This window comes from Micromonospora yongxingensis (assembly GCF_052601155.1).
The window spans coordinates 137,247-161,440 of record NZ_JBQXEO010000009.1 but is presented as its reverse complement, the minus strand read 5'-3'; the positions used below and the strand labels follow the sequence as shown (position 1 = coordinate 161,440).

Below are 24,194 nucleotides of genomic sequence, written 5' to 3'. Positions count from 1 at the left end.
GAGGACGTACCGATGTACTTCACCGACCGTGGTATCGAGGAGCTGGTCGAGCGCCGGGGCGACGAGCAGGTGACCCTGGAGTGGCTGGGCGAGCGCCTACGTGACTTCGTGGACCTCAACCCCGACTTCGAGACCCCCATCGAACGCCTGGCCACCTACCTGGCGCGCCTCGACGACCCCGACGACGACTAACACCCCACCCCACCCCACCCCCCGGTGATCATGAAGTTGTTGCGCGTGTTGTCGGCGCGTCGCGGCAACAACTTCATGATCAACGGGGAAAGGCCCGGGGGTGGGGGTCGGAGGGCCCGGGTTGGAGGGTGCACGATCTTCTAGGGTGGGGACGTGGCCCGGAGTGTGTATCTGACGAGTGTGGGGTCGGGCGGGGGTAAGTCGACCATCGCGCTCGGACTGGCCGAGTTGCTGTCCCGCCAGGTGGGGCGGATCGGCGTGTTCCGGCCGCTGGTCGCCGACAACGGCCCGGACCCGATCCTCGCCCTGCTCAGCGAGCGGTACCGGGTGGAGCTGCCGCTGAGCGAGCTGGCCGGGGCGACCTACTCCGAGGCTGCCGCGATGGTCGCCGACGGCCGACGGGAGGAGCTGATCTCCGCCGTCGTCGAGCGGTACCGGGCGGTGGAGCGGCAGTGCCCGGCGGTGGTCGTGGTGGGCAGCGACTTCGACGATCCGGGCGACCCCGCCCGCCCCCGGGAACTGGCCTTCAACGCCCGGCTGGCCACGGAGTTCGGCAGCGTGGTGGTGCCGGTCGTGGACGGCTTCGAGCAGGAGCCGGCGGCCGTCGCGGCGGCCGTGCGGGGGGCGTACCACGATCTGGCCGACCTGGGCGCCACCGTGCTCGCGGTGGTCGCCAACCGGGTGCCGGGGCCGATGGCCCTGCCCGAGCTGCCGGTGCCCGCGTACGCCATCCCGGAGGTGCCGATCGTCTCGGCGCCGACGGTGGCCGAGGTCGCGGCGGCGCTCGACGCCACCCTGCTGGCCGGGGACGACGCCGCACTCGGCCGGGACGTGCTGGACTTCGTGGTCGGCGCGGCCCATGTGCCGACCCTGCTGGACCACCTCACCGAAGGCGCCCTGGTGATCACCCCCGGGGACCGGGCCGATCTGCTCGTCGCCGCCAGTGCCGCGCACGTGGCCGGGCAGGTGTCGGTGGCCGGGCTGGTGCTGACCCTCGGCGAGCAGCCCGACCCACGGGCGATGCGGCTGGTGGAGGGGCTGAACACCGGGCTGGCGGTGCTCTCCGTACGCAGCGACAGCTACGACACGGTGGCCGCGTCCAGCCGCATCGAGGGCCGGCCCAGCGCGGCCAACCCCCGCAAGGTGGAGGCGGCGCTCGGCGCGTTCGAGCGCTGCGTGGACACCGACGACCTGGCCCGCCGGTTGCGGGTCAGCCGGTCGGCCCGGGTCACTCCGCTGATGTTCGAGAACGAGCTGATCGACCGCGCCCGTTCGCAGCGCCGGCACCTGGTGCTGCCGGAGGGAGCCGACGAGCGGATCCTGCGCGCGGCGGAGATCCTGCTCCGCCGGGGGGTGGCCGAGCTGACCCTGCTCGGCCGGCCGGACGACATCGCCCGGCGCACCCGGGAGCTGGGTGTGGACCTCGGCGACGCGCACGTCGTCGACCCGGTCACCAGCGGGTGGCGCGACGACTTCGCGGCCGAGTACGCCCGGCTGCGCGCCCACCGGGGCATGACCGCCGAGCTGGCGCACGACGTCGTGGCCCAGCCCAACTACTTCGGGACGCTGATGGTGGCCACCGGGCACGCCGACGGCATGGTCTCCGGTGCCACGCACACCACGGCAGCCACCATCCGGCCCGCCTTCGAGATCATCCGTACCGTGCCGGACGTCTCGGTGGCCTCCAGCGTCTTCTTCATGCTGCTCGCCGACCGGGTGCTGGTCTACGGCGACTGTGCGGTCAACCGCGACCCCGACGCCGCCCAGCTCGCCGACATCGCGATCTCCTCCGCCGACACCGCCGCCCGGTTCGGCATCGAGCCCCGGGTTGCCATGCTGTCGTACTCCACCGGCAGCTCCGGCGCCGGCGAGGACGTGGAGAAGGTCGCCACGGCCACCGCGCTGGTCCGGGAGCGCCGGCCCGACCTGCTGGTCGAGGGGCCGATCCAGTACGACGCCGCCATCGACCCGGCGGTCGCGGCGACCAAGCTCCCGGGCAGCCCGGTCGCCGGCCGGGCCACGGTCTTCATCTTCCCGGACCTGAACACCGGCAACAACACGTACAAGGCGGTGCAGCGGTCCGCCGGGGCGGTCGCCGTCGGCCCGGTGATGCAGGGCCTGCGCCGGCCGGTGAACGACCTGTCCCGTGGCGCCACCGTGCCGGACATCGTCAACACGGTGGCGATCACCGCCATCCAGGCCGCCGCCGAGGAGGCGTCGTGAGTCGCGTACTGGTGCTCAACTGCGGGTCGTCGTCGGTGAAGTGGCGCCGCTACGACGGCGACCAGGTGCTCGACCAGGGCACGGTCGAGCGGGTCGGTGAGCCCGGCGGCGGCCCGGCGGACCACACCAGCGCGGTCCGGCAGATCCTGGCCGGGCTGGACCTGACCGGGCTGACCGCGGTCGGGCACCGAGTGGTGCACGGCGGCCGGACGTTCAGCGCGCCCGTCCTGGTCGACGACGCGGTGCTGGCCGCGATCCGGGACCTGGTCCCCCTCGCCCCGCTGCACAACCCGGCCAACCTGGCCGGCATCGAGGTGGCCCGGGAGGCGCTGCCGGACGTCCCGCAGGTCGCCGTCTTCGACACCGCGTTCCACCACACCCTGCCCGAGGCCGCCGCGACGTACGCGATCGACCGGGACACCGCCGAGCGGTACGGCGTCCGCCGGTACGGCTTCCACGGCACCTCGCACGCGTACGTCTCCCGACGCACCGCCGAGCTGCTGGGCCGCCCGTACGAGCAGCTCAACACGATCACCCTGCACCTGGGCAACGGCGCGAGCGCCTGCGCGGTGGCCGGCGGTCGCAGCGTCGCCACGTCGATGGGCATGTCGCCCCTGGAGGGGTTGGTGATGGGCACCCGCAGCGGCGACCTCGACCCCACCGTGATCTTCCACCTGCGCCGGGAGGGCGGACTGTCGGTGGACGACATCGACGACCTGCTCAACCACCGCAGCGGCCTGCTCGGGTTGACGGGCGTGAACGACATGCGCGAGGTGCTCCAGCGCCGGGCGGACGGGGACCCGGCGGCGGAGCTGGCCTTCGACGTGTACGTCCGGCGGATCACCGGATACGTGGGCGCGTACTACGCGCTGCTCGGCCGGGTCGACGCGATCACCTTCACCGCCGGGGTGGGCGAGCACGCGGCGCCGGTCCGGTCCGCGGCGCTGGCCGGGCTGGACCGGCTCGGCATCGCCGTGGACCAGGCCCGCAACGACGGTGACGGTGACCGGGTGATCTCGCCGGACACCTCGGAGGTGGCCGTCTGCGTGATCCGCACCGACGAGGAACGGGAGATCGCCCGGCAGGCCCGGGACGTGGTGGCGGCCCGCTGACGACCGCCCAGCCCTGGTCGCGCGGGTGGAGGCCGGAGCCCGGCGCGGTGCGCTCGGCTCTACGCGAGCCAGGCGACGAGCGCCACCAGCAGCACGACGACCACCGCCACAGCGATGATCAGCGGCAGGCGGGACGGCGCTTCCGCCGGCGCGGCGGCCTCCGGCGTCTCGGTGAACGCGCGGAACGCCTCGGTGTTGCCGCTGGGGTCGGTGTAGTTCTCAGGCATGCCGGTGACCCTAGCGAAGCCGGTCGCGGCGCACCTCCCCCGGCCCACGCCGACCGCCCGGGTCGACCCGGGCGGCGGAGCGGACCCGACCGGGTGGCGGGTGCAGGCGGGCCGGACGGCGGGGTCGCTGCGCACGCTCGGGCACCTACCGTGGAACGATGGGGGCGGGGCGGCTGATCGCCGTACTGGTGACAGCGCTGCTGGCCGGTTGCGTACCGGCCACCGCCGTGGCGGGCGGGTCCACCGCCGCCCCGGTCGGGCCGCCGTCGGCGCGCCGAGCGCCCGAGGGGTCGTACGTCGTCGGCGTGCGTACGCTCACCCTCGATCCGCGCTCGGCGCGCCCCCTGCCGGTGACCATCTGGTATCCGGCCTCCCCGGGCGGGGTGGCCGCCGGGCGGTTCCCGGTGGTCGTCTACAGCCATGGGCTGGGCAGCCGGCCCGATCTGCACGCGGGCCTGACCACCCGCTGGGCGGCGGCAGGCTTCGTGGTGGCCGCCCCCGCGTTTCCGCACACCCGGCAGGGGGCGGCGCATTTCACCCGGGCGGACGTCCGCAACCAGCCGGCCGACGGCTGGCGGCTGATCCGGCACCTGATCCGCCTCGACACCAGGCCGGGAGATCCGCTCGCCGGCCACCTGGACACCGCGCGGATCGCCGCTGCCGGGCACTCGGCGGGCGGCTTCACCACCTCCGGCATGTTCAGCGCGGGGCATCCGGCCTACCTGCGCGCGGGCATCGTCATCGCCGGGGGCGGGCTGCCCGGCAGCTTCGCCGGGCAGCCCGCGCCGCTGCTGTTCGTGCACGGCACGGCCGACCCGGTGGTCCCGGTGGCGGTGGGCCGGGCCGCGTACGGGCGTGTGACCGGGCCAGCGGCGTTCCTCAGCCTGCTCGGGCAGGACCACGGCGAATACCTCACCCCGGGCCACCCGGGCTTCACCCCGGTCCTCGCCACCACCACCGACTTCCTCCGCTGGACCCTCTACGACGACCGGGCGGCCGGTGCCCGTCTCCCCACCGACGCCCGCACCCCCGCCCTGACGCACTACGAGTCCCGCCCGGCCGGCTGAGCGTTGCGTCACCGGGCGCGCACGCCACGCCGAACCCGACCGAGCCCCTCAGCCGGACAGGGCACAATCGAATCCATGTCACGTCGCGTCACCCCCGCGCTCCTGGCCAGCGCCCTGCTCACGGCCAGCCTGGTCGGCTGCTCCGCGGATGCCCGCCCGGCCGGGAGCAGCCAGGCGCCGTCAGCGGAGCCCCAGCCCACCGCCTCCGCGACACCACGGGTGGCCGCCGGGACCGCCCCACAGCGCGCCTTCGCCGTCGGCGTACGCCAGCTGAAGCTGAACCGGGACGGCCGGGCGCTGCCGGTGACGCTCTGGTATCCGGCGGCCGGGGATGCCGGCGGCGCGGCCAAGCGGTCCGCGAAGGCCGCCGAGGGCCGGTTTCCCGTGGTGATGTTCAGCCACGGCCTCACCGGACGGCCGGAGGACTACGCCACGCTCCTGACCCGCTGGGCGGCGGCGGGCTTCGTGGTGGCCGCGCCGACCTTCCCGCACACCTCCCGGGGCGCCGACGGCAACGTCCTCGACGTGCTCAACCAGCCGGCCGACGTGTCCCACGCGCTGACCGAGGTGCTGGCCCTGGACGACAAGGCCGGCGATCCGCTGCGAGGCAGGTTGGACGGCGACCGGGTGGCCGCCGCCGGGCACTCGGCCGGCGGGGTGACCACCATCGGTCTCTTCACCGCCGCCCGGGACGAACGGCTGGACGCCGGCGTGGTGTTCGCCGGCACGGCGCTCGGCGTGGGCACCGCGTTCGCCGGTGCGGCCGCGCCGCAGCTGTTCGTGCACGGCGAGCTGGACGAGGTGGTCGACTACGCGGCGGGCCGGGCCGCGTACGACAAGGTGCCCTGGCCGAAGGCGATGCTGAGCCTGCCCAAGGGTGACCACGGGCGTGCCCTGCTCAGCGACGGTGCGGCGCTGCGGGTGGTGTCGGACACCTCGGTGGAGTTCCTGCGCTGGACGCTCTACGGCGACGCCAAGGCCAAGGGGCGCATCTCCACCGACGCGACGCGCGGCGACATCGCCACCTTCGACGATCACCTCTGAGCACTGGCGCGATCGGCCACCATCAGGGAAAGAGTGGCCTCAGCACCGCCGGAGGCCACTCTTTCCCTGATGATGTGCGGCGCCGTCAGGCGGTGTGGTCGATGACGATCTTGCCGAAGGCTTCCCCGGACTGCATCCGGGCGAAGGCGTCCTCGACGCGGCTGAACGGGATCACGCTGTCCACCACCGGGCGCACGGCGCTGTCGGCGCAGAACGCCAGCAGCTCGTACAGCTCACCCGGGGTGCCCATCGAGGTGCCCAGGATCTCCAACTGCATGGCGAAGACCCGGCGCAGGTTCACCGACGGCTCGTGCCCTGCGGTCGCGCCGGAGACGACGATCCGGGCCATCGGCGCGGCCGACTTCAGCGAGTGGTCGAACGTGGCCGCGCCGACCGTCTCGATCACCACGTCGACCCGCTCCGGCAGCCGGGCGCCCGGTTCCACGGCGGTGGCGCCGAGCGCCGTGATGCGCTCACGCTTCACGGCGTCGCGGCTGGTCGCGTACACCCGCTTGCCCATGGCGACGGCGAGCGCGACGGCCGCGGTGGCGACGCCGCCGCCGGCGCCCTGCACCAGCACGCTGTCGGCGTCCGCGACGCGGCCCTTGGTGGTCAGCATCCGCCACGCGGTCAGCCAGGCCGTGGGCAGGCAGGCCGCGTCGGTCACGCTCAGCCCGTCGGGCAGCGGCACCAGGTTCGACCGGGGTACGGCGACCCGCTCGGCGATGGTTCCGGGGAAGTGCTCGGAGAGGATGGAGACCCCGCGCGGGTCACCCGGGGTGACCACCACCGGGTAGACGACGACCGTGTTGCCCGCCGGGTCCACACCGACGGCGTCGCAGCCGAGGATCATCGGCAGCTGGGCCTCGGTGAGCCCCACCCCGCGCAGTGACCAGAGGTCGTGGTGGTTGAGCGAGGTGGCCCGCAGCTGCACGGTCACCCAGCCGTCGGCCGGGTGGGTCGGCTCGGGCCGCTCACCGACGGTGAGCGCGGCGAGTGGATCGGCGTCGTCGAAGCGGGAGGCGAAGGCGGCACGCATGATCGGCACGGTAACAAGCTGAGCGCCCGTTAAGAAGTGTCCTTCCCTACCGGCGGGCGACGCCGTCGCGGCGCGCCGCCTCGGCGACGGCCTCGGCGACGGCCGGAGCGACCCGGGGATCCAGCGGAGACGGGACGATCGCCTCGGCGGTCAGCGACTCGGCCACCACGCCGGCGATGGCGTCCGCGGCGGCGACCTTCATGCCCTCGGTGATCCGGGTGGCCCGGGCGTCCAGCGCGCCGCGGAAGACCCCCGGGAAGGCCAGCACGTTGTTGATCTGGTTGGGGTAGTCGCTGCGACCCGTGGCGACCACCGCGACGTGCCGGGCGGCGACCTCGGGGTGCACCTCCGGGGTCGGGTTGGCCAGCGCGAACACGATCCCGCCGGGGGCCATACCGGCGACCGCGGCCTCCGGGATCTGCCCGCCGGAGACGCCGATGAGCACGTCGGCGCCGCGCAGTGCCTCGGTGATGTCGCCCTGGCGACCGTCGGCGTTGGTGCTTCCGGCCAACTCGGCCTTGGTGCCGGTCAGCTCGGTGCGGTGTCGGCCGATGATCCCCTTGGAGTCGCAGACCACCACCTGGTCGGGGTTGACGCCCCCGGCGACCAGCATCTTCGTCACGGCCACACCGGCCGCGCCGGCACCGCTCACGGCGACCCGCAGGTCACCGAGCTTGCGGTTGAGCAGGGTGGCGGCGTTGCGCAGCGCGGCGAGCACCACGATGGCCGTGCCGTGCTGGTCGTCGTGGAAGACCGGGATGTCCAGCGCCTCGTCGAGCCGGCGCTCGACCTCGAAGCAGCGCGGCGCGCTGATGTCCTCCAGGTTGATCCCGCCGAACGAGGGGGCCAGCGCCCGCACCACCGCGACGATCTCGTCGACGTCCTGGGTGTCCAGACAGATCGGCACGGCGTCCACCCCGGCGAACTGCTTGAACAGCACCGCCTTGCCCTCCATCACCGGCAGCGCGGCGCGCGGGCCGATGTTGCCGAGCCCGAGCACCGCCGAGCCGTCGGTCACCACCGCGACGGCGTGCGACGCCCAGGTGTAGTCGTCGGCCAGGCCGGGGTCGGCGGCGATCGCCTCACACACCCGGGCAACCCCCGGGGTGTACGCGAGGGAGAGGTCTTCCCGGCTGGTCAGCGGCACAGTCGAGGTGACGGCCATCTTGCCGCCGCGGTGCAGCTGGAAGACGGGATCAGCGGGGTCCACGGTGGACGAAGACATGGTGGTGACTCCAGGATCTGTCGAGCAGACGGGGCGGCCGGCCCGGCCGCGAGGTTGGCGGCGAGCGGTGGCACGCGGTGCGGGGGGTCACCCGGGCACTTTCCGAGCATAGTGTCGACACCGCCCCTCGGATGTGAGCAGGGTCATAACGGTCGACGGGAGACCCGTCCGGGGCGCGGCCAGTAGCGGGCCACCACCCTTCCCCGCACGTCGGCGACGCCGTACGCCCGGGAGTCGTCGGTGATCAGGTCGTTGTCCCCGCGCAGCCACCAACCGCCGTCCTGCGGTCGGACCGCCCGCTTCACCACCAGCAGGTCCGGACGGGTCCGGAACACCGCGACCACCACGTCACCGGAGCGGATCGGACGGCCGCCGGGACGGACCAGCACCGCGTCGCCGTGCCGCAGCGTGGGCGCCATGGACGGGCCGGTGATCAGGACGGCCGTCAGCGGTCGCCGCAGCCGCGGCGCCTCCGCCGGGTGATCGGCCCGCACTGGTTTCACCTCCACCCGGTTCGGGGAGCATTCCCAGGAGTAATGTCGCCTTTGATCATCGCAAACTTCCCATGGAGGATCCCGATGCGACTTCCGCGCATCCTTGCGCCCCGCGTCACCGCGAGCGCTCACTGCGACCTGCCGTGCGGCGTCTACGACCCGGCCCAGGCCCGGATCGAGGCCGAGTCGGTCAAAATGATCTGCGAGAAGTACCAGGCGAACACCGACCCGGAGTTCCGCACCCGGGCGATCATCATCAAGGAGCAGCGCGCCGAGCTGGTCAAGCACCACCTCTGGGTGCTCTGGACCGACTACTTCAAGGCCACGCACTTCGAGAAGTACCCGCAGCTGCACCAGCTGTTCAACGAGGCCACCAAGCTCGCCGGCGCCGGTGGCGTCAAGGGCAGCCTCGACCCGGCCACCGCCGACAAGCTGCTCGGGAAGATCGACGAGATCTCGAAGATCTTCTGGGAGACCAAGAAGGCGTGACCTCCCCGGTCATTCCGACGATCCGGCCGGCACGTCCCGAGGATGTGCCGGCCGTCGTCGCCATGGTGCACGAGCTGGCGGAGTACGAACGCGCCCCCGACCAGTGCCACCTCACCACCGAGCAGCTGACCTCGGCCCTGTTCAGCCCCGCGCCGGCGCTCTACGGGCACGTCGCGGTCGACGCGCACGACCAACCGGTCGGCTTCGCGCTGTGGTTCCTCAACTTCTCCACGTGGGCCGGGGTGCACGGCATCTACCTGGAGGACCTCTACGTTCGTCCGACCGCCCGGGGCACCGGGGCGGGCCGGTTGCTGCTCGCCACCCTGGCCGACATCTGCGTACGCCGCGGCTACCGACGGCTGGAGTGGTCGATGCTCGCCTGGAACCCGGCGGCCGGGTTCTACGCCTCGATCGGTGCCGAGCAGATGAGCGAGTGGGTCTCCTACCGGCTCAGCGGCGACGCACTGCGCGACCTGGCCGGTCAGGCGGCGGCCGCCGGCACGCGTCCGAACGGCTGACCGGGTAGAGTCCCCGACCGGGGGGATGAGGCGTGACTCAACTGACCGGCCAGCCAGCGACCGACGACGACGTGGTGCACCTCACGGTGCCCGCCGACGGCGGTTACCTCGGCGTGCTCCGTACCGCCACCGCCGGTCTCGCGGCCCGGTTGCAGTTCGCGCTCGACGAGATCGAGGATCTGCGCATCGCGGTTGACGAGGCGTGCGCCATGCTGCTCGCCATCGCCACCCGCGACGCCGAGCTGGAGTGCCGCTTCGCGGTCACCGAGGACGCGCTGACCGTCGAGGTCACCGTGCCGACCGTGCGCGGCGCCACGCTGCCCTCCGAGTCGTCCTTCGCCTGGAAGGTGCTCACCGCGCTGACCACGTCGGCGTCCGCCACGGCCGCCGACGGCCGGGCCACCATCTCGTTGCTCACCCGCCGCTCCGGCGGGTAGTTGCCCGGCCCGCCGCGCCGTCACCTGCCCGGCGCGGTCACTCGAAGCCGAGAGCCCGCGTCGTCGGGGGGCTCACCAGCAGCCAACCGACGCCCAGGCCGAGCGCCATCAGCGGCACGCCCAGCCAGCCCAGCCCGGCCTGAATCATGAACCACCCGATCGGCAGCAGCATCAGCTGAAGCACGATCGCGGGAGCGCGCGCGCCGGCTCGGCGGCGCAGCAGCGCGCGGCCCAGCGCCCAGAGCGCGACCGCCGCTCCGACGGCGAGCGCGGTCACCAGCAACGCCGACGGGAGATCGGCGGTGGTGGCGGTGAAATCGGCCCATACCAGCCAGGCGGCGATCAGCCCGACGGCGACCGCCTCCGCCCACAGCAGCCGGACCGCCCAGCGGAGCGTGACGGGAATCGGGTCCGAGTCGATGGTCACGCGCGACACGATACCTGGGCTACCGGGAGGTACAGTGCCGCCCATGCGGGCCGTCCTGGTGGTCAATCCGAAGGCCACCACCACCAGCGAACGCAGCCGGGACGTGCTTGTCCGGGCGCTGCGCAGCGAAGTCGACCTCAGTGTGCGCTACACCCGCCGACGCGGGCACGCCATGGCGCTGGCCCGGGAGGCCGCCGCGGAGGGGGTCGACCTCGTCGTCACCCTGGGTGGTGACGGCACCGTCAACGAGGTGGTGAACGGCCTGATGACGGCCGAGCCCCCACCGGGTGCCGAGGGCGCCACGTCGGCCGAGCGGCTGCCCGCGCTGGCGACCGTTCCGGGCGGCTCGACCAACGTCTTCGCCCGCGCCGTGGGCCTGCCCCGGGAGTGGCCCGAGGCAACCAGCATGATCCTGGAAGGGCTGCGCCTGGGTCGGCACCGGACGGTGGGGCTGGGTCGCGCGGACGACCGTTACTTCACGTTCTGCGCCGGGTTCGGCCTGGACGCCGCGGTGATCCACCGGGTGGAGCAGGCTCGCCGTCGGGGGCGGGTCTCCACCCCGGCGCTCTACCTGCGCTCGATCATGAACCAGTACTTCCTCGCCTCCGACCGGCGGCACCCGGCGATCGTCCTGGAACGACCGGGCGAGACGGCCGAGGGCGAGCTGGCCACCGTCATCATCCAGAACACCGCGCCGTGGACGTACCTGGGCGACCGGGAGATCAACCCGAACCCGGAGGCGTCGTTCGATCTCGGGCTGGATGTGCTGGCGCTGCGTCAGCTCCGGGTGGCCAGCACCACACGGACAGTGAGCCAGTTCTTCTCCCGGCGACCGGATCCCCGGGGGCGGCAGGTGTTACGACTCCATGACACAGCGGAGTTCACGCTGCTCTCCAGTCGACCGCAGGCGTTCCAGCTCGACGGCGACTACCTTGGCGAGCGGGAGAAAGTCAGATTCACATCCGTTCCCGCCGCACTGAGAGTAATCTGCTAGGTCTCGGGTACTGCCCTAGGTCGACGCGGCCGCCACACCGTATCGGCGCGGTCGCCGCCACACCGAGGGGCAGGTGCCGGAAATGTCAGCAATGTCACGCGGACTGTACTATATTGATCCTCGACTGTGGCACGGCGGGTAACCAGGAAGGCACTGGAACCCGGACAAATGGGTTGTGGGCTTGCTCACCGCCCGGAGTTTTTCCGAGCGTCACCCTTGACATCGCGAGCGTTCGTGAAAGTATTCACAAGCGAACTTGAGTTGCCGGGACATTGCCTGGATATGCTCGTCAGGTTGAGCTGTTCCAGCAGGTCCACGGGGCTAACTGCCTGCTCACGCACTGCCGAATGGACAGACGCTAACTGTCACCACCGGCACTGCGGATGCATATAGGAAAAGCACGACCAAGCAATAATTGCCACCCATCCAGAATGAGGAGTGTTGCCGCCATGGACTGGCGTCACCATGCTGTCTGCCGCGACGAGGACCCGGAGCTGTTCTTCCCGATCGGGACGTCCGGACCGGCTCTCCTGCAGGTCGAGCAGGCCAAGGCCGTCTGCAGGCGCTGCTCCGTGACCGACCAGTGCCTGCAGTGGGCACTTGAGTCGGGTCAGGACGCCGGCGTCTGGGGCGGGATGAGCGAGGAGGAGCGGCGCGCTGTCAAGCGGCGCGGCGGCCTCCGGGTGCTGCGCGCTCACTCCGCCTGATCCCACACACAGCTGCAACGCCCCGGCGGGTTCGCCCGCCGGGGCGTTCTGCTGTCCAGGGCCGCACCGCTCGTCCCCGCGGTCCCACCAGATCCCCTCCACCGACCACGGATACCCGCTGCCGCCCACTTTGCGCGTTCGCCGTCGGCGACCTCGGTCACACCGCTGGTGCGAGGGCGCAGCGGCCGGACCGGTCGTCGACCCGGCGCAGCACCACCTCGACCAGCTCCGGAGCGTCGTTCAACGGGGCGGCCACCGCCACCGCGCCGGCCGCTCTGGCCTCCTCGGTCACCGCGTCGTGAAACAGGCCCGGCGCCAGGAAATACCCGGCCACCGCCACCCGGCGAGCGCCCGCCGCCCGCAGCAGGGACACGGCGGCACCGGTCGACGGCGGGGCCGCAGAGGCGTACGACACCCGGCAGGGCACCCCGAACTCCGCGCCCAGCGCATCCGCCACCCGGCCCACCGAGCCGCGGGCCCGCGCGTCCCGGGTGCCCGCCGCCGCCAGCACCAGCGCGTCGAACCGGCCCGGCCGCGACTCACCGAGCCGACGCCGCAGCCCCGCCAGCAGCGCCGGGTCCACCCTCCCGTCGGCCGGGCCGAGGACGTCGGTCACCCGTACCGCCAGCGGAGGCCCGGCCTGCGTCGCGGCGGCGACGGCCGCCGGGATGTCCACCCGATGGTGGTACGCGGCGGTCAGCAGCAGCGGCACCAGCACCGCGCTGCGGTGGCCGGCCACGGCCAGCTCGCGCAGCACCTGGGTCGGACCCGGTTCGGTGTGGTCCAGCCAGCTCGCCCACACCGGGGTGCCGGGCCGGGCCGCCGACACGGCCCGGGCGAGTGCCCGCGTCGCCTCGGCCGCCCGCGGATCACGGCTGCCGTGGGCGACCAGCACCACCGGATCCGCCCCGCCGGCAACGCCGGTCGGGGTCGGGGTCCCGGGGGTCAGACGTGCAGTCCGCACTCGGTCTTCTCGAACATGGCCCACCGGCCGGCCCGCGGATCCTCGCCGGCCTTGGTCCGACGGGTGCACGGCCAGCAGCCGATCGAGCCGTAACCCTGCTTGAACAGTTCGTTGACCGGCACGTTCCAGCGGGCGATGTAGGCGTCCACGTCGCCCTGCGACCAGGCCGCGATCGGGTTGACCTTGACCTTGCCGCGTCGCGGGTCGAAGGTCACCACCGGCGTGTTGGCCCGGGTCGGCGACTCGTCCCGTCGCAGGCCCGCGGCCCAGGCGTCGTAGCCGGTCAGTGCCCGCTCCAACGGCTCCACCTTGCGCAGCTGGCAGCAGTCGTCCGGCGACTTGTTGAACAGCCGGGGGCCGTACTGGCCGTCCTGCTGGCCGACGGTGAGCCGGGGCCGGATCGACCGGACGTTCACCGGCAGCGTCCGGGCGACCTCGTCGCGCACCCGTAGCGTCTCGGGGAAGTGCAGGCCGGTGTCGAGGAAGACCACGTCCACACCCGGAGCCACCCGGGACACCAGGTGCGCCAGCACGGCGTCGGCCATCGAGCTGGTGACACAGAACCGGTCACCAAAGGTCTCGGCCGCCCAGCGGGCGATCTCCAGCGCCGGGGCGCCCTCAAGGTCCCGACCAGCCTGCTCGGCCAGCGCCCGCAGCTCCTCCGGGCTGCGCCGGGTCGGGTCGGCCGGCGTCGGACCGCCCGGACCGACCAGGCCCAGGCCGGCGGCGGAGATGAGGCTCATCGGGTCACCGCCCGCGAGAGCAGCCCGGTGAACTTCACCGAGAAGACCCGGGTGCAGGCGTGGCACTCCCACGCGCCGTGACCCGCCTCGTGTGGCCGCAGGTCCTCCTCGCCGCAGTAGGGGCAGTACAGAGGTGCCGCTCGGTTCTCGCTGCTCATCGCAGTTCCTCCTCGTCGACTCTGATCACCCAGTTGGCGAACGTCTCGCCCTCGCTCCGGCCGGCCAGGTAGCGGCGGGCCAGTCGTTCCACGTACTCCGGAAGCTCGTCGGCGGTGGTCTTCAGGCCGCGCAGCTTGCGCCCGAAGCCGGCGGTCTGGCCCTGCGCCATGCCCAGCCCGCCACCCAGGTGCACCTGGAAGCCCTCGACCTGCCGGCCGTCGGGGCCGACCACCAGTTGGCCCTTGAGCCCGATGTCGGCGACCTGGGTGCGGGCGCAGGCGTTCGGGCAACCGTTGATGTGGATCGAGATGTCCGCGTCGAAGTCGCGCAGCCGCTGCTCCAGTCGGGCCACCAGCTCCTCGCCGCGGGCTTTCGTCTCGACGATGGCCAGCTTGCAGTACTCGATGCCGGTGCACGCCATGGTGCCGCGCCGCCAGGCCGACGGCCGGGCCTCCAGGCCGATCCCGCGCAGCGCGTCGACCAGCGACTCCGTCCGCTCCGACGGCACGTCGAGCACCAGCAGCTTCTGGTACGGGGTGAGCCGCACGCGGTCGCTGCCATGCGCCTCGACCACGTCGGCCAGCTGGGCGAGCTGCCCGCCGGACACCCGCCCGACCACCGGGGCGGCGCCCACGTAGTGCCGCCCGTCGGCCTGCTCGTGCACGCCCACGTGGTCGATCGGCTTCGCCGGCAGCTCCGGAGCCGGGCCGTCGAGCAGCGTCCGGCCGAGGTACTCCTTCTCCAGGACCTCACGGAAACGCTCCACGCCCCAGTCGGCCACCAGGAACTTCAGCCGGGCCCGGTTACGCAGCCGCCGGTAGCCGTAGTCGCGGAAGATCCCGACCACGCCGGCCCACACGTCAGGGATCTCGGCCAGCGGCACCCAGGCCCCGAGTCGCTGGGCCAGCATCGGGTTGGTGGACAGACCGCCACCGACCCAGAGGTCGAAGCCGGGGCCGTGCTCGGGGTGGTCGACGCCGAGCAGGGCGATGTCGTTCGACTCGTACGGGGTGTCCACCAGCCAGGAGATCGACGTCTTGAACTTGCGGGGCAGGTTGGAGAACTGCTTGTCGCCGACGTACCGGGCCACGATCTCGTCGATTGCCGGGGTCGGGTCGAGCAGCTCGTCCCGGGCCACCCCGGCGACCGGGCTGCCCAGCACGATCCGGGGGCAGTCGCCGCACGCCTCGGTGGTCTGCAGGCCGACCGACTCCAGCCGGCGCCAGATCTCCGGCATGTCCTCGACCCGGATCCAGTGGTACTGGATGTTCTGCCGGTCGGTGATGTCGGCGGTGTCCCGGGCGAACTCCCGGGAGATGTCCGCGATCACGCGCAACTGGGCCAGGCTGAGCTGACCGCCGTCGATGCGGACCCGGAGCATGAAGAACTCGTCCTCCAGCTCGTGCGGCTCCAGCACGGCGGTGCGCCCGCCGTCGATGCCCGCCTTGCGCTGGGTGTAGAGACCCCACCAGCGGAACCGGCCTCGCAGGTCCTGCGGGTCGATGGAGGCGAAGCCGCGGTGGGCGTAGATGTTCTCGATCCGGGCCCGGACGTTCAGCGGATCGTCGTCCTTCTTGATCCGCTCGTTGGGGTTGAGCGGCTCGCGGTGGCCGAGCGCCCACTGACCCTCACCCCGCGGCCGGCGCGGCGCCCGGGTCGGGCGGGTCGTCGGGTCCTCGGAACGGGCCGGGATGCTGCTGACCGCCATCGCGGCGTCCTCCGTTGTCTGCTGTGCCTCGGGCGGTGCGCGGGGCGCGGCGGCCGGCCCGTGCAGAACGGGCGGGACAACGGTGTCGGAGACAGCCGGCGCGGAGCGCGCCCGAGACAGATGGGTCGGGCGTCGTCAGTTGGCCGGACAGATCGCGCTGCGCACGCGGCCGTAATCAACGTGGCGACGAGCCACGAAGCGGCGGACGACAGCGGCGGTCATGGGCTCATGCTGCCACACCGGATGAGGGCCGGCCAATGTCCGCGTGCCGGATCCCACATCACGGGCCGGGATACGTGGCCAGCTCACGCGACGACCGTGGCAGGCTCGCATCGTGGGCATATTGTCCGAAAGGTCGACCTCGGTGGCGCCGAGCCGCCTGCACCGCGTCCCGGTCTGGCTTCCCCCGGCGCTGCTGACCCTGGTGGTCACCGGCACCGGCCTGGGCTCCGCCCAGCTCTGGCGTGACGAGTTGGCGACGTGGAGCGCGGCCACGCGGTCACCGGGCGACCTGGCCCGGTTGGCCGGCACCATCGACGCCGCCACCGGCCCGTACTACCTGCTGATGCACGGCTGGCTGGCAATCGTCGGCGACTCCACGGTGGCGCTGCGCGCGCCGGCGGCGCTGGCCATGGCCGTCGCCGCCGGCCTGCTCGCCGTGCTCGGCGCGCGGCTCGCCGACGGGCGTACCGGCCTGTTCGCCGGGCTGCTCTTCGCGCTGCTCCCGGGCACCTCCCGGTACGGGCAGGAGGCCCGCCCGTACGCCCTGGCCAGCATGTTCGCGGTGCTCGCCACCCTGCTGCTGGTGGCGGCGCTGCGCCGACCGAGCTGGCCCCGATGGGCCGGGTACGCGGCAGCCGTGGCCGCGCTCGGGCTCACGCATCTGATCGCGCTCACCCTGCTCGCCGCGCACGCGCTGGTCGTGCTGTTCGCCTGGTGGCGGGGCGCCCCGGCGGCCGGGGTGGCCGCATCGCCCGCCGGACCGGAGAAGGCCGGCTCGGACGGGACCGGTGCGGTGGATCGGCGGGTGTGGCGGTGGCTGGTCGCGCTGGTGCCGGCGGCGCTGCTGGTGAGCCCGCTGCTGCTGCGGGCCGCCACACAGCGTTCACGACAGTTGGACTGGGTCGCCTCGGCCCGCCTGGACGACCTGAGCGCGCTGCCCGGTGGGGTGGCCCAGAGTTCCGTGGTGGGCGGGCTGGTGGTCGGGCTCGCCGCGCTGGGTGCGGCTCGCCTCGGCCGACGGGCCCTGCTGCCGGTGGGCGCGGTGCTGCTGCCCGTCCTGCTGCTCTTCGCCGCCGGGACGGTCGTGCCGCTGTGGGTGCCCCGGTACCTGGTCTTCGTCGTGCCCTTCGCCTGCCTGCTGGCCGGTGCGGCACTGGCCGGGGTGAGCACGCCGGCCGCGCTGGCCGCGGTGGTGCTCGCCGGGCTGCTCGGCCTGCCCGACCAGGAGGCGCTGCGGCGGACCCACGAGTGGCCGCGCAGCGCGCCGGTGGACTACGCGGGTGCCGCCCGGGTGATCGCCGACGGGCAACAGCCCGGGGACGCGGTGGTCTACTCGCCCAGGAACAGCTGGCTCTTCCTCGATCTGGGCGTCGGGTACCACCTCGCCGACCAGCCGCGGGACGTGCTGGTCACCGAGGACGAGGTCCGTCGGGGCGATCTGTGGGCGGCGGAGTGCCAGCGCCCGGCGCAGTGCCTCGCCGGCACGCCACGGGTCTGGTTGGTGGTCGCCGGGCGGCACGCCGACCCGGTGGCCACGGTGGCCGGCGCCAAGGGCGAGGCGCTGCGGGCGGGCTTCGGCGTCGCACGGGTCTGGCAGCTCTCCGGCCTGACCGTCGCCCTGCTGACCAGCAGCCCCGGCCGCTGACCCGACCATGGCTCTGGCCGGCAGAGCCAGGCACACATCGACGAGCGCGATACCCCTGAGGCATAAAGATGACTCACAGGTATCAGGGTCACCGGCGCACTGCTTCCCGGACGCGGCCCGCCCGGAACGACCGGACCCCCGAGCGTCAGGGCTGCGAGCGCCCGTCGGGCGCGCTGCGCGCCAGCGGGATGACCAGCACCGCCTCGGTGCCGCCGTTGGCACCGGCACGCAGCTCGATGGTGCCGCGCAGCTCCCCGGTGATCAGGGCCCGGACGATCTGGAGGCCGAGCCGACTGCCGCTCTCGGCGTCGAAGTCGGGCGGCAGCCCGCGTCCGTTGTCCGCCACCGAGACGTGCAGCATCTTGCGGAACCGGTGCGCCGAGACCACCACCTCGGGCCGAGCCGACGGATCGGTCTCGGGAACGGCGGGCACCATGGACGGGGCGGCGGGCGTGGCCGGGACGCCCACCTCGTCCGCCTCGTCCGCTGGCGGGAAACCGTGCTCGACGGCGTTGAGCAGCAGCTCGTTGAGGACCATCACCAGCGAGGTGGCGATCTCCGCCGGCAGCACGCCGAAGCTGCCCCGCCGGCGCATGCCGACGCTCACCTCGGTCGCCGCGACCTCGGTCGCCGCGCTCGCCACCCGGTCGACGATGCCGTCGAACTCGACCGCCTCGTCGCTGGACATGGAGAGCGTCTCGTGCACCAGGGCGATCGAGGCGACCCGGCGGACCGACTCCTCCAGAGCGACCCGGGCCTCCGGCATGGACACCCGGCGGGCCTGCAACCGCAGCAGCGCGGCCACCGTCTGGAGGTTGTTCTTCACCCGGTGGTGGATCTCCCGGATGGTGGCGTCCTTGGTGATCAGTGCCCGGTCCCGCCGACGGACCTCGGTGATGTCCCGGACCAGCACCAGCGCGCCGATCGGCACCCCGGCGGGCATCAGCGGCAGCGCCCGGGTGAGCATCGTGGCACCGCGCGCGTCGATCTCCCGCCGGGGCGGCGCCTCGCCACGCAGCGCGGCCAGGATGCCGTTCGCCGCCTCCGTGCCGTCCAGCGGGTCGCCGGCCAACCGGCGGTGCAGCGCGGCCAGGTCCTCCCCCACCAGGTGGGAGGCGTAGCCCAACCGGCGGTACGCGGACTGCGCGTTCGGGCTGGCGTAGGTGACCTTGCCGCCCGCGTCGAGCCGGACCAGGCCGTCACCCACCCGGGGCGCCGACGTGGTCTCGCCCGGGTGCCGGGGCGGCGGAAAGGTGCCGTCCGCGATCATCTGCGCCAGGTCGTCGGCCGTGGTCAGATAGTTGAGCTCCAGCTGGCTGGGGGTACGCGCGGTGGAGAGGTTGGTGTCCCGGCCGACCACGGCGACCACCTCGCCGGCCTCCCCCTCGGCGGTCCGCAGCCGGACCGGGATCGCCTCGTGCCGGGCCGGCACGTCGCCGTACCAGACCGGGTCGCCCTCCCGCCAGATCCGGCCCTGGGAGTACGCCACACCGAGGTGGGCCACCTCCGGCCCGCCGACGATCCGTCCCACCTGGTCGTCCTGGTACGCGGTGGGCGCGGTCGTCGGGCGGACCTGGGCGACGCAGAGGAACGTGCCCTCGGCGTCGACCGGCACCCAGAGCAGCAGGTCGGCGAAGGACAGGTCGGAGAGCAGTTGCCAGTCGCCGGCGATCCGGTGCAGGTGGTCGATGTCGGCCGGACGGAGATGGGTGTGCTCCTCGGCGAGGTCGCGCAGCGTGGACACGGTGACCAGGGTGCCACGCCACGTCTCACATCGTCGCGGTGACCTTCTTCAACCCGCGCGGTGCGTCCGGGTCCTCGCCCCTGGTCAGCGCCAGCGCGAGCGCCAGGCGCTGCAACGGCAGGATGTCCAGCAGCGGGGCGTACCGCTCGTCGACCTCGGGGACGGCGAGCCGGGTGGCACCGGGCACGTCGGCGGAGCCGACCACCACGACGTCGGCGCGGCGTTCGCCGAGGCGGGGCAGCACCTCGCCCATCGACCGGCCGCCCGGGCCGGACCCGACCACGGCGAGCACCGGGACCTCGGGGTCGGTCATCGCGAGTGGACCGTGCAGCAGGTCGGCGCCGGAGAAGGCGAGCGCCGGCAGGTACGAGGTCTCCATCAGTTTCAGGGCGGCCTCCCGGGCGGTCGGGTAGGCGTACCCGCGCCCGGTCGTGACCAGTTGGCGGGCGAACCGGTAGCGCGGCGCGAGCCGGGCCGGGGTGTCGTCGGCCAGGGTGCTGGCGGCGAGGTCGGGCAGCGCGGCCAGCGCCTCCCGCTCGGCCGCCGGGAGCACCCCGTCGCCGGCCCGAATCCCCTCGACGAGCATCAGCAGGGCGAGCAGCTCGGCCGTGTACGTCTTGGTGGCGGCCACCGCCCGCTCGTGACCGGCGGCGATGTCGACGCTCAGCTCGGCCACCTCGGCCAGTGGGGAGGCCGGGTCGTTGGTCACGGCGAGGGTCAGCGCGCCGGAGGCCCGCGCGGCGCCTAGCACCTCGGCCAGGTCGGGCGAGCCGCCGCTCTGGCTGACACCGACGACCAGCGCGTCGGACAGGTCAGGGCGGGCACCGAACAGGGTGACCGCGCTGGGCGAGGCGAGCCCGGCGGGCAGGCCGAGCCGGATCTCGGTCAGGTACGCCCCGTAGAGGGCAGCATGGTCGGAGGTGCCCCGTGCCGTGAAGACCACGTGCCGCGGCCGGCGCTCGGCGACGGCCGCCGCCACCCGGGCGATCTCGCCGGCGTTGACCGTGGAGAGCAGGCGGGCGTAGCCGGCCGGCTGCTCGTCGATGTCGGCGGCCATTCCGGCCCCTGCACGTGTCACGAACACTCCTCCCTTTGCGCGGTTGCCGCGCGTTTCCTGCTCAGTCTTGCACCTTTGGTCGGCTCTGAGCAATCGAACGAGCAGCAGTGCGCAGTTGATCACCGACTAATCTCAATATCAACTAGACTTGCCCCCGCTTCACCCGGTGTCGCTGCGACGAGAGGACGACGTGCCCGACGGAAGGGACGACCCCGCGCTCTCCGCGACGGAGGAGCTGGCCCTGGCCCGGCTGGCACTGGACGAGGGCGACCTCCACCACGCCGCCGGCCACCTCGCCGGCGCGCTGGCCCGGGCGCCGACACTGCCGGAGGTGCACGAGACGCTGGCCCGGCTGGCCGCGGTCGGCGGCGGCGGGCTCGACCTCTTCCCGATCAACCACCACACCTTCGTCGGCGCCGTCGTGGCCCGGGCGCACCTGCTGGCCGCCGTCGGCCGCCCCGCCGAAGGGCTGGAGCTGCTGGCCGCGGCGACCGGCTACGCCCCCGGCACGCAGTGGGCCGGCGTGCCGTGGGTGACCGCGCCCGAGCTGGCCGAACGGCTGGACCCGGAGCACATCGCCCGCGTCCTCATGCAGGTGTGCGCCGCGCTGCCCGACCCGGTGCCGCGGGCCGGCCGGGGCGCGCTGGCGCCGTACCTCACGCTGGCCCGCAACGCGATCACCGTCCGCCCCGAGCACGGCCTGCTGCTGGGCGCGGCGTCCGCGCTGGCCCGGCGGCTCGGCGAAGTCACGCTGGCGGTCCGCTGGGCCGCCCGGGGGGTACGGTCCGAGCCGTCCAAGATGGGCGAGGTCTGGCTCGGGTACGCGTACCGCAGCGCCGGCCGGACCCGGGAGGCCCTCGCGGCGCTCGGTCGGGCCGTCGCGCTGGACCCCGACGACCTGGCCGTCTACGCCGACATCGCCGGCACCCTGGCCGAGACCGGCCGGCTCGACGAGGCGCTGGAGTGGACCGAGCGGGCGCTGGCCCGCGACCCGTCGTTCGACTGCGCGGTGCACACCGCGCACCGCCTGCGGCACCTGCGTGACGGCGACCTGGCGCACCTGGTGGCGCTCGCCGACTTCGTCCGTGACCATCCGGACGACAGCCACGAGCACGGTGACCTGGCGCAGTGCTGCCGGGGCCGGCCCTGGCTCGGCCAGCTGACGCCGGCCGGCGGCCCGCTGGTCGACGCGCTGCGCCAGGCGGTCGTCGACGACGACAACGGGCTCGGCAGCGCGGTACGCCTCACGGCTGCGGCCCCGCCGAGCGCTGTGCGGACGGCCACCTCGGTGGCGCCCGGGCTGCGGATCGAGGTCGCCGGCGTGCCGGAGCCGGACCCGCGCGAGCCCCGACGGAAGTCCGTCCAACGGCTGTGGCACTACGCGGACACCGTCCCGACGCCCGCGCTGCCGGCGCCGTCGGCGGCGGCGGTCGAACGGATCGCGCAGGTCGCCCACCCGGCCTGGCCCCATCCACCGGCGGCCTACGACGCCGCTGTGGGCCTGGCCGGTCTCGAGGTGGCGGACCTGCTCGGGCTGCTGGTGCACCCCCCGGCGGCGCCGGCCAACGCGGTGGGCCGGTTGCTGGCCGCCCACGACCCGTCGATCTGGGTACGCGGCGTCCAGGTGTGGGCCTGCCTGGGGCTGCTGCACCACCGGACCGACGAGCCGTGGGACGGCTCGACCCGACGTCAGGTGCTGCTGGACCTGGTCTGGGGCGTGGAGGACTGGGTCACCGAGGCCGCGCTGTTCGCCCTGGTCACCGCCGCCTGGGTGGACCCGGCGGTACGGCCGGACGTGGCCCGGGTGGTGGCCGAGCGGCTCGCGGACGCGGCGGCGGTGGCCCGGGTCCGGCCGGTCCCGATCGCCGCCTCACTGGCCCACCTGGCGCTGGCCGCACCGGCGCTGGACCCGGCCACCGCGGCACTCGCCACCGAACTCCTCGGGGACCAGTCACCCCAGGTCCCCCGCCCCCGCAATCCACTCCGCCGCCTCTGGCAACGCCTAACCACCCACCGCCACCCCCGCCCCTAACCCCGCGATCTTGCAGTTTCTGTCGCCGACTTGTCGGAAAAAAGGCTTTTGCGGAGGCATGAACTGCAAGATCGCGGGGGTGGCGGAGCGCGACGCCGGGTTTGGGATCAGGCGACCGGGGCCTTGCCGAGGGCGATCTCGGCCTCCTCCTCCGGGGTGGCCTGCGCTGGCGCCTCGTTCGCGGTGCGCAGCGGGATCTCCTTGATGAACCAGGCGAGCACCGGGATCGCGATGGTGAACAGCACCGCCCAGAAGAAGACATGCGAGATCGCGTCGGCGAGACCGCCGAGCACCAGCTCACGCGCCTGGGCGGGCAGTTCCTTGAGCTTCTCCAGGTCCATGGCACCGCCCTCGCCGCCACCGAAGGCACCGCCCGCGCTGGACCCGGCCAGTCGGCTGGCGAAGATCGCGCCGAACAGCGAGATGCCGAACGAGCCGCCGATCGACCGGAAGAAGGTGGCCGCGCCGCTGGCCGCGCCGAGGTCCTTCTGCTCCACGCTGTTCTGCGCGATCAGCATGGAGGTCTGCATGAGGAAGCCCATGCCGGCACCCAGCACGACCATGTACAGCGAGGACTGCAGCTTGCTGGTGTCGGTGTCGAGCATGGTCAGCAGCGCCATGCCCGCGGTCATCACCACACCACCGATGATCGGGTACGCCCGGTACCTGCCGGTCTTCGTGATCGCCCGCCCGATGACCAGCGACACGACCAGCATGCCGAACATCAGCGGCAGCAGCAGCAGGCCGCTGTTGGTGGCCGACGCCCCCTGCACCGTCTGCTGGTAGAGCGGCAGGAAGTTCATCGCGCCGAACATCGCGAAGCCGAGCAGGAAGCCGATCAGCGAGATCAGTGCGAAGTTGCGGTTGGCGAAGAGCGCCAGCGGGAGGATCGGCTCCGGGACGCGGCGTTCGACCAGGCCGAACGCCACCAGCGCGACCAGGGACAGCACGGCCAGGCCGAGGATCTGCGGTGAGGTCCAGTCGTACTGGTTGCCACCCCAGGTGGTGATCAGCACGATCGCGGTGATGCCGACCGAGAGCAGCCCGGCGCCGAGCCAGTCGATCCGGTGCTCGGTGCGGTACTTGGGAAGGTGCATGGTGGTGATCAGCACCAGCAGCGCGACGCCGCCCAGCGGCAGGTTCACGTAGAACGCCCAGCGCCACGAGAGGTGGTCGGTGATGAAGCCGCCGACCAGCGGGCCGGCCACCATGGCGATGGCCATGATGCCGGCGATCATGCCCTGGTACCGCCCCCGCTCACGGGGCGGGACGAGGTCACCGATGATCGCCATCACGCCGACCATCAGGCCGCCGGCGCCGAGGCCCTGCACCGCCCGGAAGGCGATGAGCTGGACCATGCCGTCCTGCGGGCCACCGAGCATCGCGGAGCCGGCCATGCCGCAGAGCGCGGAGCCGAGCAGGAAGATGCCGACCGAGGTCAGGAAGACGGACTTGCGACCGTAGAGATCACCGAGCTTGCCCCAGATGGGGGTGGAGACGGTGGTGCCCAGGACGTACGCGGTGACCACCCAGGTGAAGTGGTCGAGCCCGCCGAACTCGCCGACGATCCGCGGCAACGCGGTGCTGACGATCATGTTGTCGAGCATCGCGAGCATCATCGCGATCATCAGTCCGAACAGCACGACCCGTACGTTGGGTCGCGCGCCGGCCTGGGTTGCCTGAGTCATGGGTAAGCTCCCCCCGAGGATTGCCATACTTACTTGC

The 24,194-nt window shown here is 73.1% G+C and carries 23 protein-coding genes and 2 pseudogenes; 12 read left to right on the top strand and 13 right to left on the bottom strand.

Annotated features, from left to right (window positions below; genetic code table 11):
- Positions 1-12: 12 nt before the first annotated feature.
- The 3 genes from ACTWLT_RS14020 to ACTWLT_RS14010 all read left to right on the top strand — a co-directional run bounded on the left by ACTWLT_RS14020 (position 13) and on the right by ACTWLT_RS14010 (position 3,527).
- Positions 13-192: a DUF6104 family protein gene (locus ACTWLT_RS14020; protein WP_363757068.1), complete on the top strand. Its 180-nt coding sequence runs from the start codon at positions 13-15 to the stop codon at positions 190-192.
- 153 nt (positions 193-345) lie between these two features.
- Positions 346-2,415: a phosphate acetyltransferase gene (gene pta, locus ACTWLT_RS14015; protein WP_445318744.1), complete on the top strand. Its 2,070-nt coding sequence runs from the start codon at positions 346-348 to the stop codon at positions 2,413-2,415.
- Complete coding sequence (locus tag ACTWLT_RS14010; RefSeq protein WP_445318743.1) at positions 2,412-3,527, top strand: acetate/propionate family kinase; 1,116 nt, start codon at positions 2,412-2,414, stop codon at positions 3,525-3,527. The genes pta and ACTWLT_RS14010 overlap by 4 nt, the downstream gene beginning before the upstream one ends.
- A 59-nt stretch (positions 3,528-3,586) precedes the next feature.
- On the opposite strand, the gene ACTWLT_RS14005 is transcribed toward ACTWLT_RS14010, so the two are convergent.
- On the bottom strand, positions 3,587-3,754 hold the full coding sequence (locus ACTWLT_RS14005) for a hypothetical protein (RefSeq protein WP_445318742.1): 168 nt from the start codon (positions 3,752-3,754) through the stop codon (positions 3,587-3,589).
- A 158-nt stretch (positions 3,755-3,912) separates the two neighbouring features.
- On the opposite strand from ACTWLT_RS14005, the gene ACTWLT_RS14000 reads away from it, so the two are divergent.
- Both ACTWLT_RS14000 and ACTWLT_RS13995 read left to right on the top strand, forming a co-directional pair.
- Positions 3,913-4,821 (top strand): alpha/beta hydrolase family protein, encoded by a 909-nt coding sequence (locus ACTWLT_RS14000; RefSeq protein ID WP_445318741.1) that lies wholly within the window; start codon positions 3,913-3,915, stop codon positions 4,819-4,821.
- Between the two features lie 75 nt (positions 4,822-4,896).
- Complete coding sequence (locus ACTWLT_RS13995) at positions 4,897-5,865, top strand: alpha/beta hydrolase family protein (RefSeq protein WP_445318740.1); 969 nt, start codon at positions 4,897-4,899, stop codon at positions 5,863-5,865.
- 85 nt (positions 5,866-5,950) lie between these two features.
- On the opposite strand, the gene ACTWLT_RS13990 is transcribed toward ACTWLT_RS13995, so the two are convergent.
- The 3 genes from ACTWLT_RS13990 to ACTWLT_RS13980 all read right to left on the bottom strand — a co-directional run bounded on the left by ACTWLT_RS13990 (position 5,951) and on the right by ACTWLT_RS13980 (position 8,623).
- Positions 5,951-6,913 (bottom strand): zinc-binding dehydrogenase, encoded by a 963-nt coding sequence (locus ACTWLT_RS13990; RefSeq protein ID WP_445318739.1) that lies wholly within the window; start codon positions 6,911-6,913, stop codon positions 5,951-5,953.
- Positions 6,914-6,950: 37 nt separating this feature from the next.
- A complete protein-coding gene (locus tag ACTWLT_RS13985; protein WP_445318738.1) occupies positions 6,951-8,129 on the bottom strand; it encodes an NAD(P)-dependent malic enzyme in 1,179 nt (392 codons plus the stop codon).
- Positions 8,130-8,272: 143 nt separating this feature from the next.
- A complete protein-coding gene (locus ACTWLT_RS13980; RefSeq protein WP_445318737.1) occupies positions 8,273-8,623 on the bottom strand; it encodes a S24/S26 family peptidase in 351 nt (116 codons plus the stop codon).
- An 84-nt stretch (positions 8,624-8,707) separates the two neighbouring features.
- Between ACTWLT_RS13980 and sodN the strand changes: the two genes are divergently transcribed.
- The 3 genes from sodN to ACTWLT_RS13965 are packed head-to-tail and all read left to right on the top strand — an operon-like array spanning position 8,708 to position 10,067.
- The gene (sodN, locus tag ACTWLT_RS13975; protein WP_203149355.1) at positions 8,708-9,112 is read left to right on the top strand and encodes a superoxide dismutase, Ni; all 405 of its coding nucleotides are present in this window, start codon (positions 8,708-8,710) and stop codon (positions 9,110-9,112) included.
- Positions 9,109-9,630 (top strand): GNAT family N-acetyltransferase, encoded by a 522-nt coding sequence (locus tag ACTWLT_RS13970; RefSeq protein WP_445318736.1) that lies wholly within the window; start codon positions 9,109-9,111, stop codon positions 9,628-9,630. Before sodN ends, ACTWLT_RS13970 begins: the two co-directional genes overlap by 4 nt.
- Positions 9,631-9,662: 32 nt before the next feature.
- Positions 9,663-10,067, top strand: a complete 405-nt coding sequence (locus tag ACTWLT_RS13965) for an ATP-binding protein (RefSeq protein WP_252419080.1) — start codon at positions 9,663-9,665, stop codon at positions 10,065-10,067.
- Positions 10,068-10,104: 37 nt separating this feature from the next.
- Here the strand turns inward: ACTWLT_RS13965 and ACTWLT_RS13960 are convergent, their stop codons facing one another.
- Complete coding sequence (locus ACTWLT_RS13960) at positions 10,105-10,494, bottom strand: hypothetical protein (RefSeq protein ID WP_445318735.1); 390 nt, start codon at positions 10,492-10,494, stop codon at positions 10,105-10,107.
- Between the two features lie 43 nt (positions 10,495-10,537).
- Between ACTWLT_RS13960 and ACTWLT_RS13955 the strand changes: the two genes are divergently transcribed.
- Together ACTWLT_RS13955 and ACTWLT_RS13950 are read left to right on the top strand one after the other, a co-directional pair.
- Positions 10,538-11,488, top strand: a complete 951-nt coding sequence (locus ACTWLT_RS13955) for a diacylglycerol/lipid kinase family protein (RefSeq protein ID WP_445318734.1) — start codon at positions 10,538-10,540, stop codon at positions 11,486-11,488.
- Between the two features lie 449 nt (positions 11,489-11,937).
- Positions 11,938-12,195 carry a WhiB family transcriptional regulator gene (locus ACTWLT_RS13950; protein WP_007072794.1) on the top strand — a complete coding sequence of 86 codons (258 nt, stop codon included), beginning with the start codon at positions 11,938-11,940 and terminating at the stop codon, positions 12,193-12,195.
- A gap of 157 nt (positions 12,196-12,352) precedes the next feature.
- On the opposite strand, the gene ACTWLT_RS13945 is transcribed toward ACTWLT_RS13950, so the two are convergent.
- Genes ACTWLT_RS13945 through ACTWLT_RS13930 form a run of 4 tightly spaced genes read right to left on the bottom strand, consistent with a single transcriptional unit; the run spans position 12,353 to position 15,769 of the window.
- Positions 12,353-13,159 carry a sirohydrochlorin chelatase gene (locus ACTWLT_RS13945; RefSeq protein WP_445318733.1) on the bottom strand — a complete coding sequence of 269 codons (807 nt, stop codon included), beginning with the start codon at positions 13,157-13,159 and terminating at the stop codon, positions 12,353-12,355.
- A complete protein-coding gene (locus ACTWLT_RS13940) occupies positions 13,141-13,902 on the bottom strand; it encodes a phosphoadenylyl-sulfate reductase (protein ID WP_445318732.1) in 762 nt (253 codons plus the stop codon). Before ACTWLT_RS13940 ends, ACTWLT_RS13945 begins: the two co-directional genes overlap by 19 nt.
- The gene (locus ACTWLT_RS13935) at positions 13,899-14,060 is read right to left on the bottom strand and encodes a hypothetical protein (RefSeq protein WP_167393614.1); all 162 of its coding nucleotides are present in this window, start codon (positions 14,058-14,060) and stop codon (positions 13,899-13,901) included. The genes ACTWLT_RS13940 and ACTWLT_RS13935 overlap by 4 nt, the downstream gene beginning before the upstream one ends.
- Positions 14,057-15,769, bottom strand: a complete 1,713-nt coding sequence (locus ACTWLT_RS13930) for a nitrite/sulfite reductase (protein ID WP_252419076.1) — start codon at positions 15,767-15,769, stop codon at positions 14,057-14,059. The genes ACTWLT_RS13935 and ACTWLT_RS13930 overlap by 4 nt, the downstream gene beginning before the upstream one ends.
- A 334-nt stretch (positions 15,770-16,103) precedes the next feature.
- Here ACTWLT_RS13930 and ACTWLT_RS13925 point away from each other — a divergent pair, with 334 nt between their 5' ends.
- A complete protein-coding gene (locus ACTWLT_RS13925; RefSeq protein WP_445318731.1) occupies positions 16,104-17,636 on the top strand; it encodes a glycosyltransferase family 39 protein in 1,533 nt (510 codons plus the stop codon).
- A 145-nt stretch (positions 17,637-17,781) separates the two neighbouring features.
- On the opposite strand, the pseudogene ACTWLT_RS13920 reads toward ACTWLT_RS13925, so the two are convergent.
- From ACTWLT_RS13920 to ACTWLT_RS13910, 3 genes and pseudogenes are all read right to left on the bottom strand, one after another.
- Positions 17,782-18,126: pseudogene (locus tag ACTWLT_RS13920) on the bottom strand (ATP-binding protein); the annotation flags it as partial.
- Positions 18,111-19,380, bottom strand: a pseudogene (locus ACTWLT_RS13915) (histidine kinase N-terminal domain-containing protein); the annotation flags it as partial. The pseudogenes ACTWLT_RS13915 and ACTWLT_RS13920, both read right to left, overlap by 16 nt.
- Positions 19,381-19,405: 25 nt before the next feature.
- On the bottom strand, positions 19,406-20,437 hold the full coding sequence (locus tag ACTWLT_RS13910; RefSeq protein ID WP_445318788.1) for an SIS domain-containing protein: 1,032 nt from the start codon (positions 20,435-20,437) through the stop codon (positions 19,406-19,408).
- A gap of 190 nt (positions 20,438-20,627) precedes the next feature.
- Here ACTWLT_RS13910 and ACTWLT_RS13905 point away from each other — a divergent pair, with 190 nt between their 5' ends.
- Positions 20,628-22,469 (top strand): tetratricopeptide repeat protein, encoded by a 1,842-nt coding sequence (locus ACTWLT_RS13905; protein WP_445318787.1) that lies wholly within the window; start codon positions 20,628-20,630, stop codon positions 22,467-22,469.
- Between the two features lie 107 nt (positions 22,470-22,576).
- Here ACTWLT_RS13905 and ACTWLT_RS13900 read toward each other — a convergent pair whose 3' ends face one another.
- A complete protein-coding gene (locus ACTWLT_RS13900; RefSeq protein WP_445318730.1) occupies positions 22,577-24,157 on the bottom strand; it encodes an MDR family MFS transporter in 1,581 nt (526 codons plus the stop codon).
- Positions 24,158-24,194: the final 37 nt, after the last annotated feature.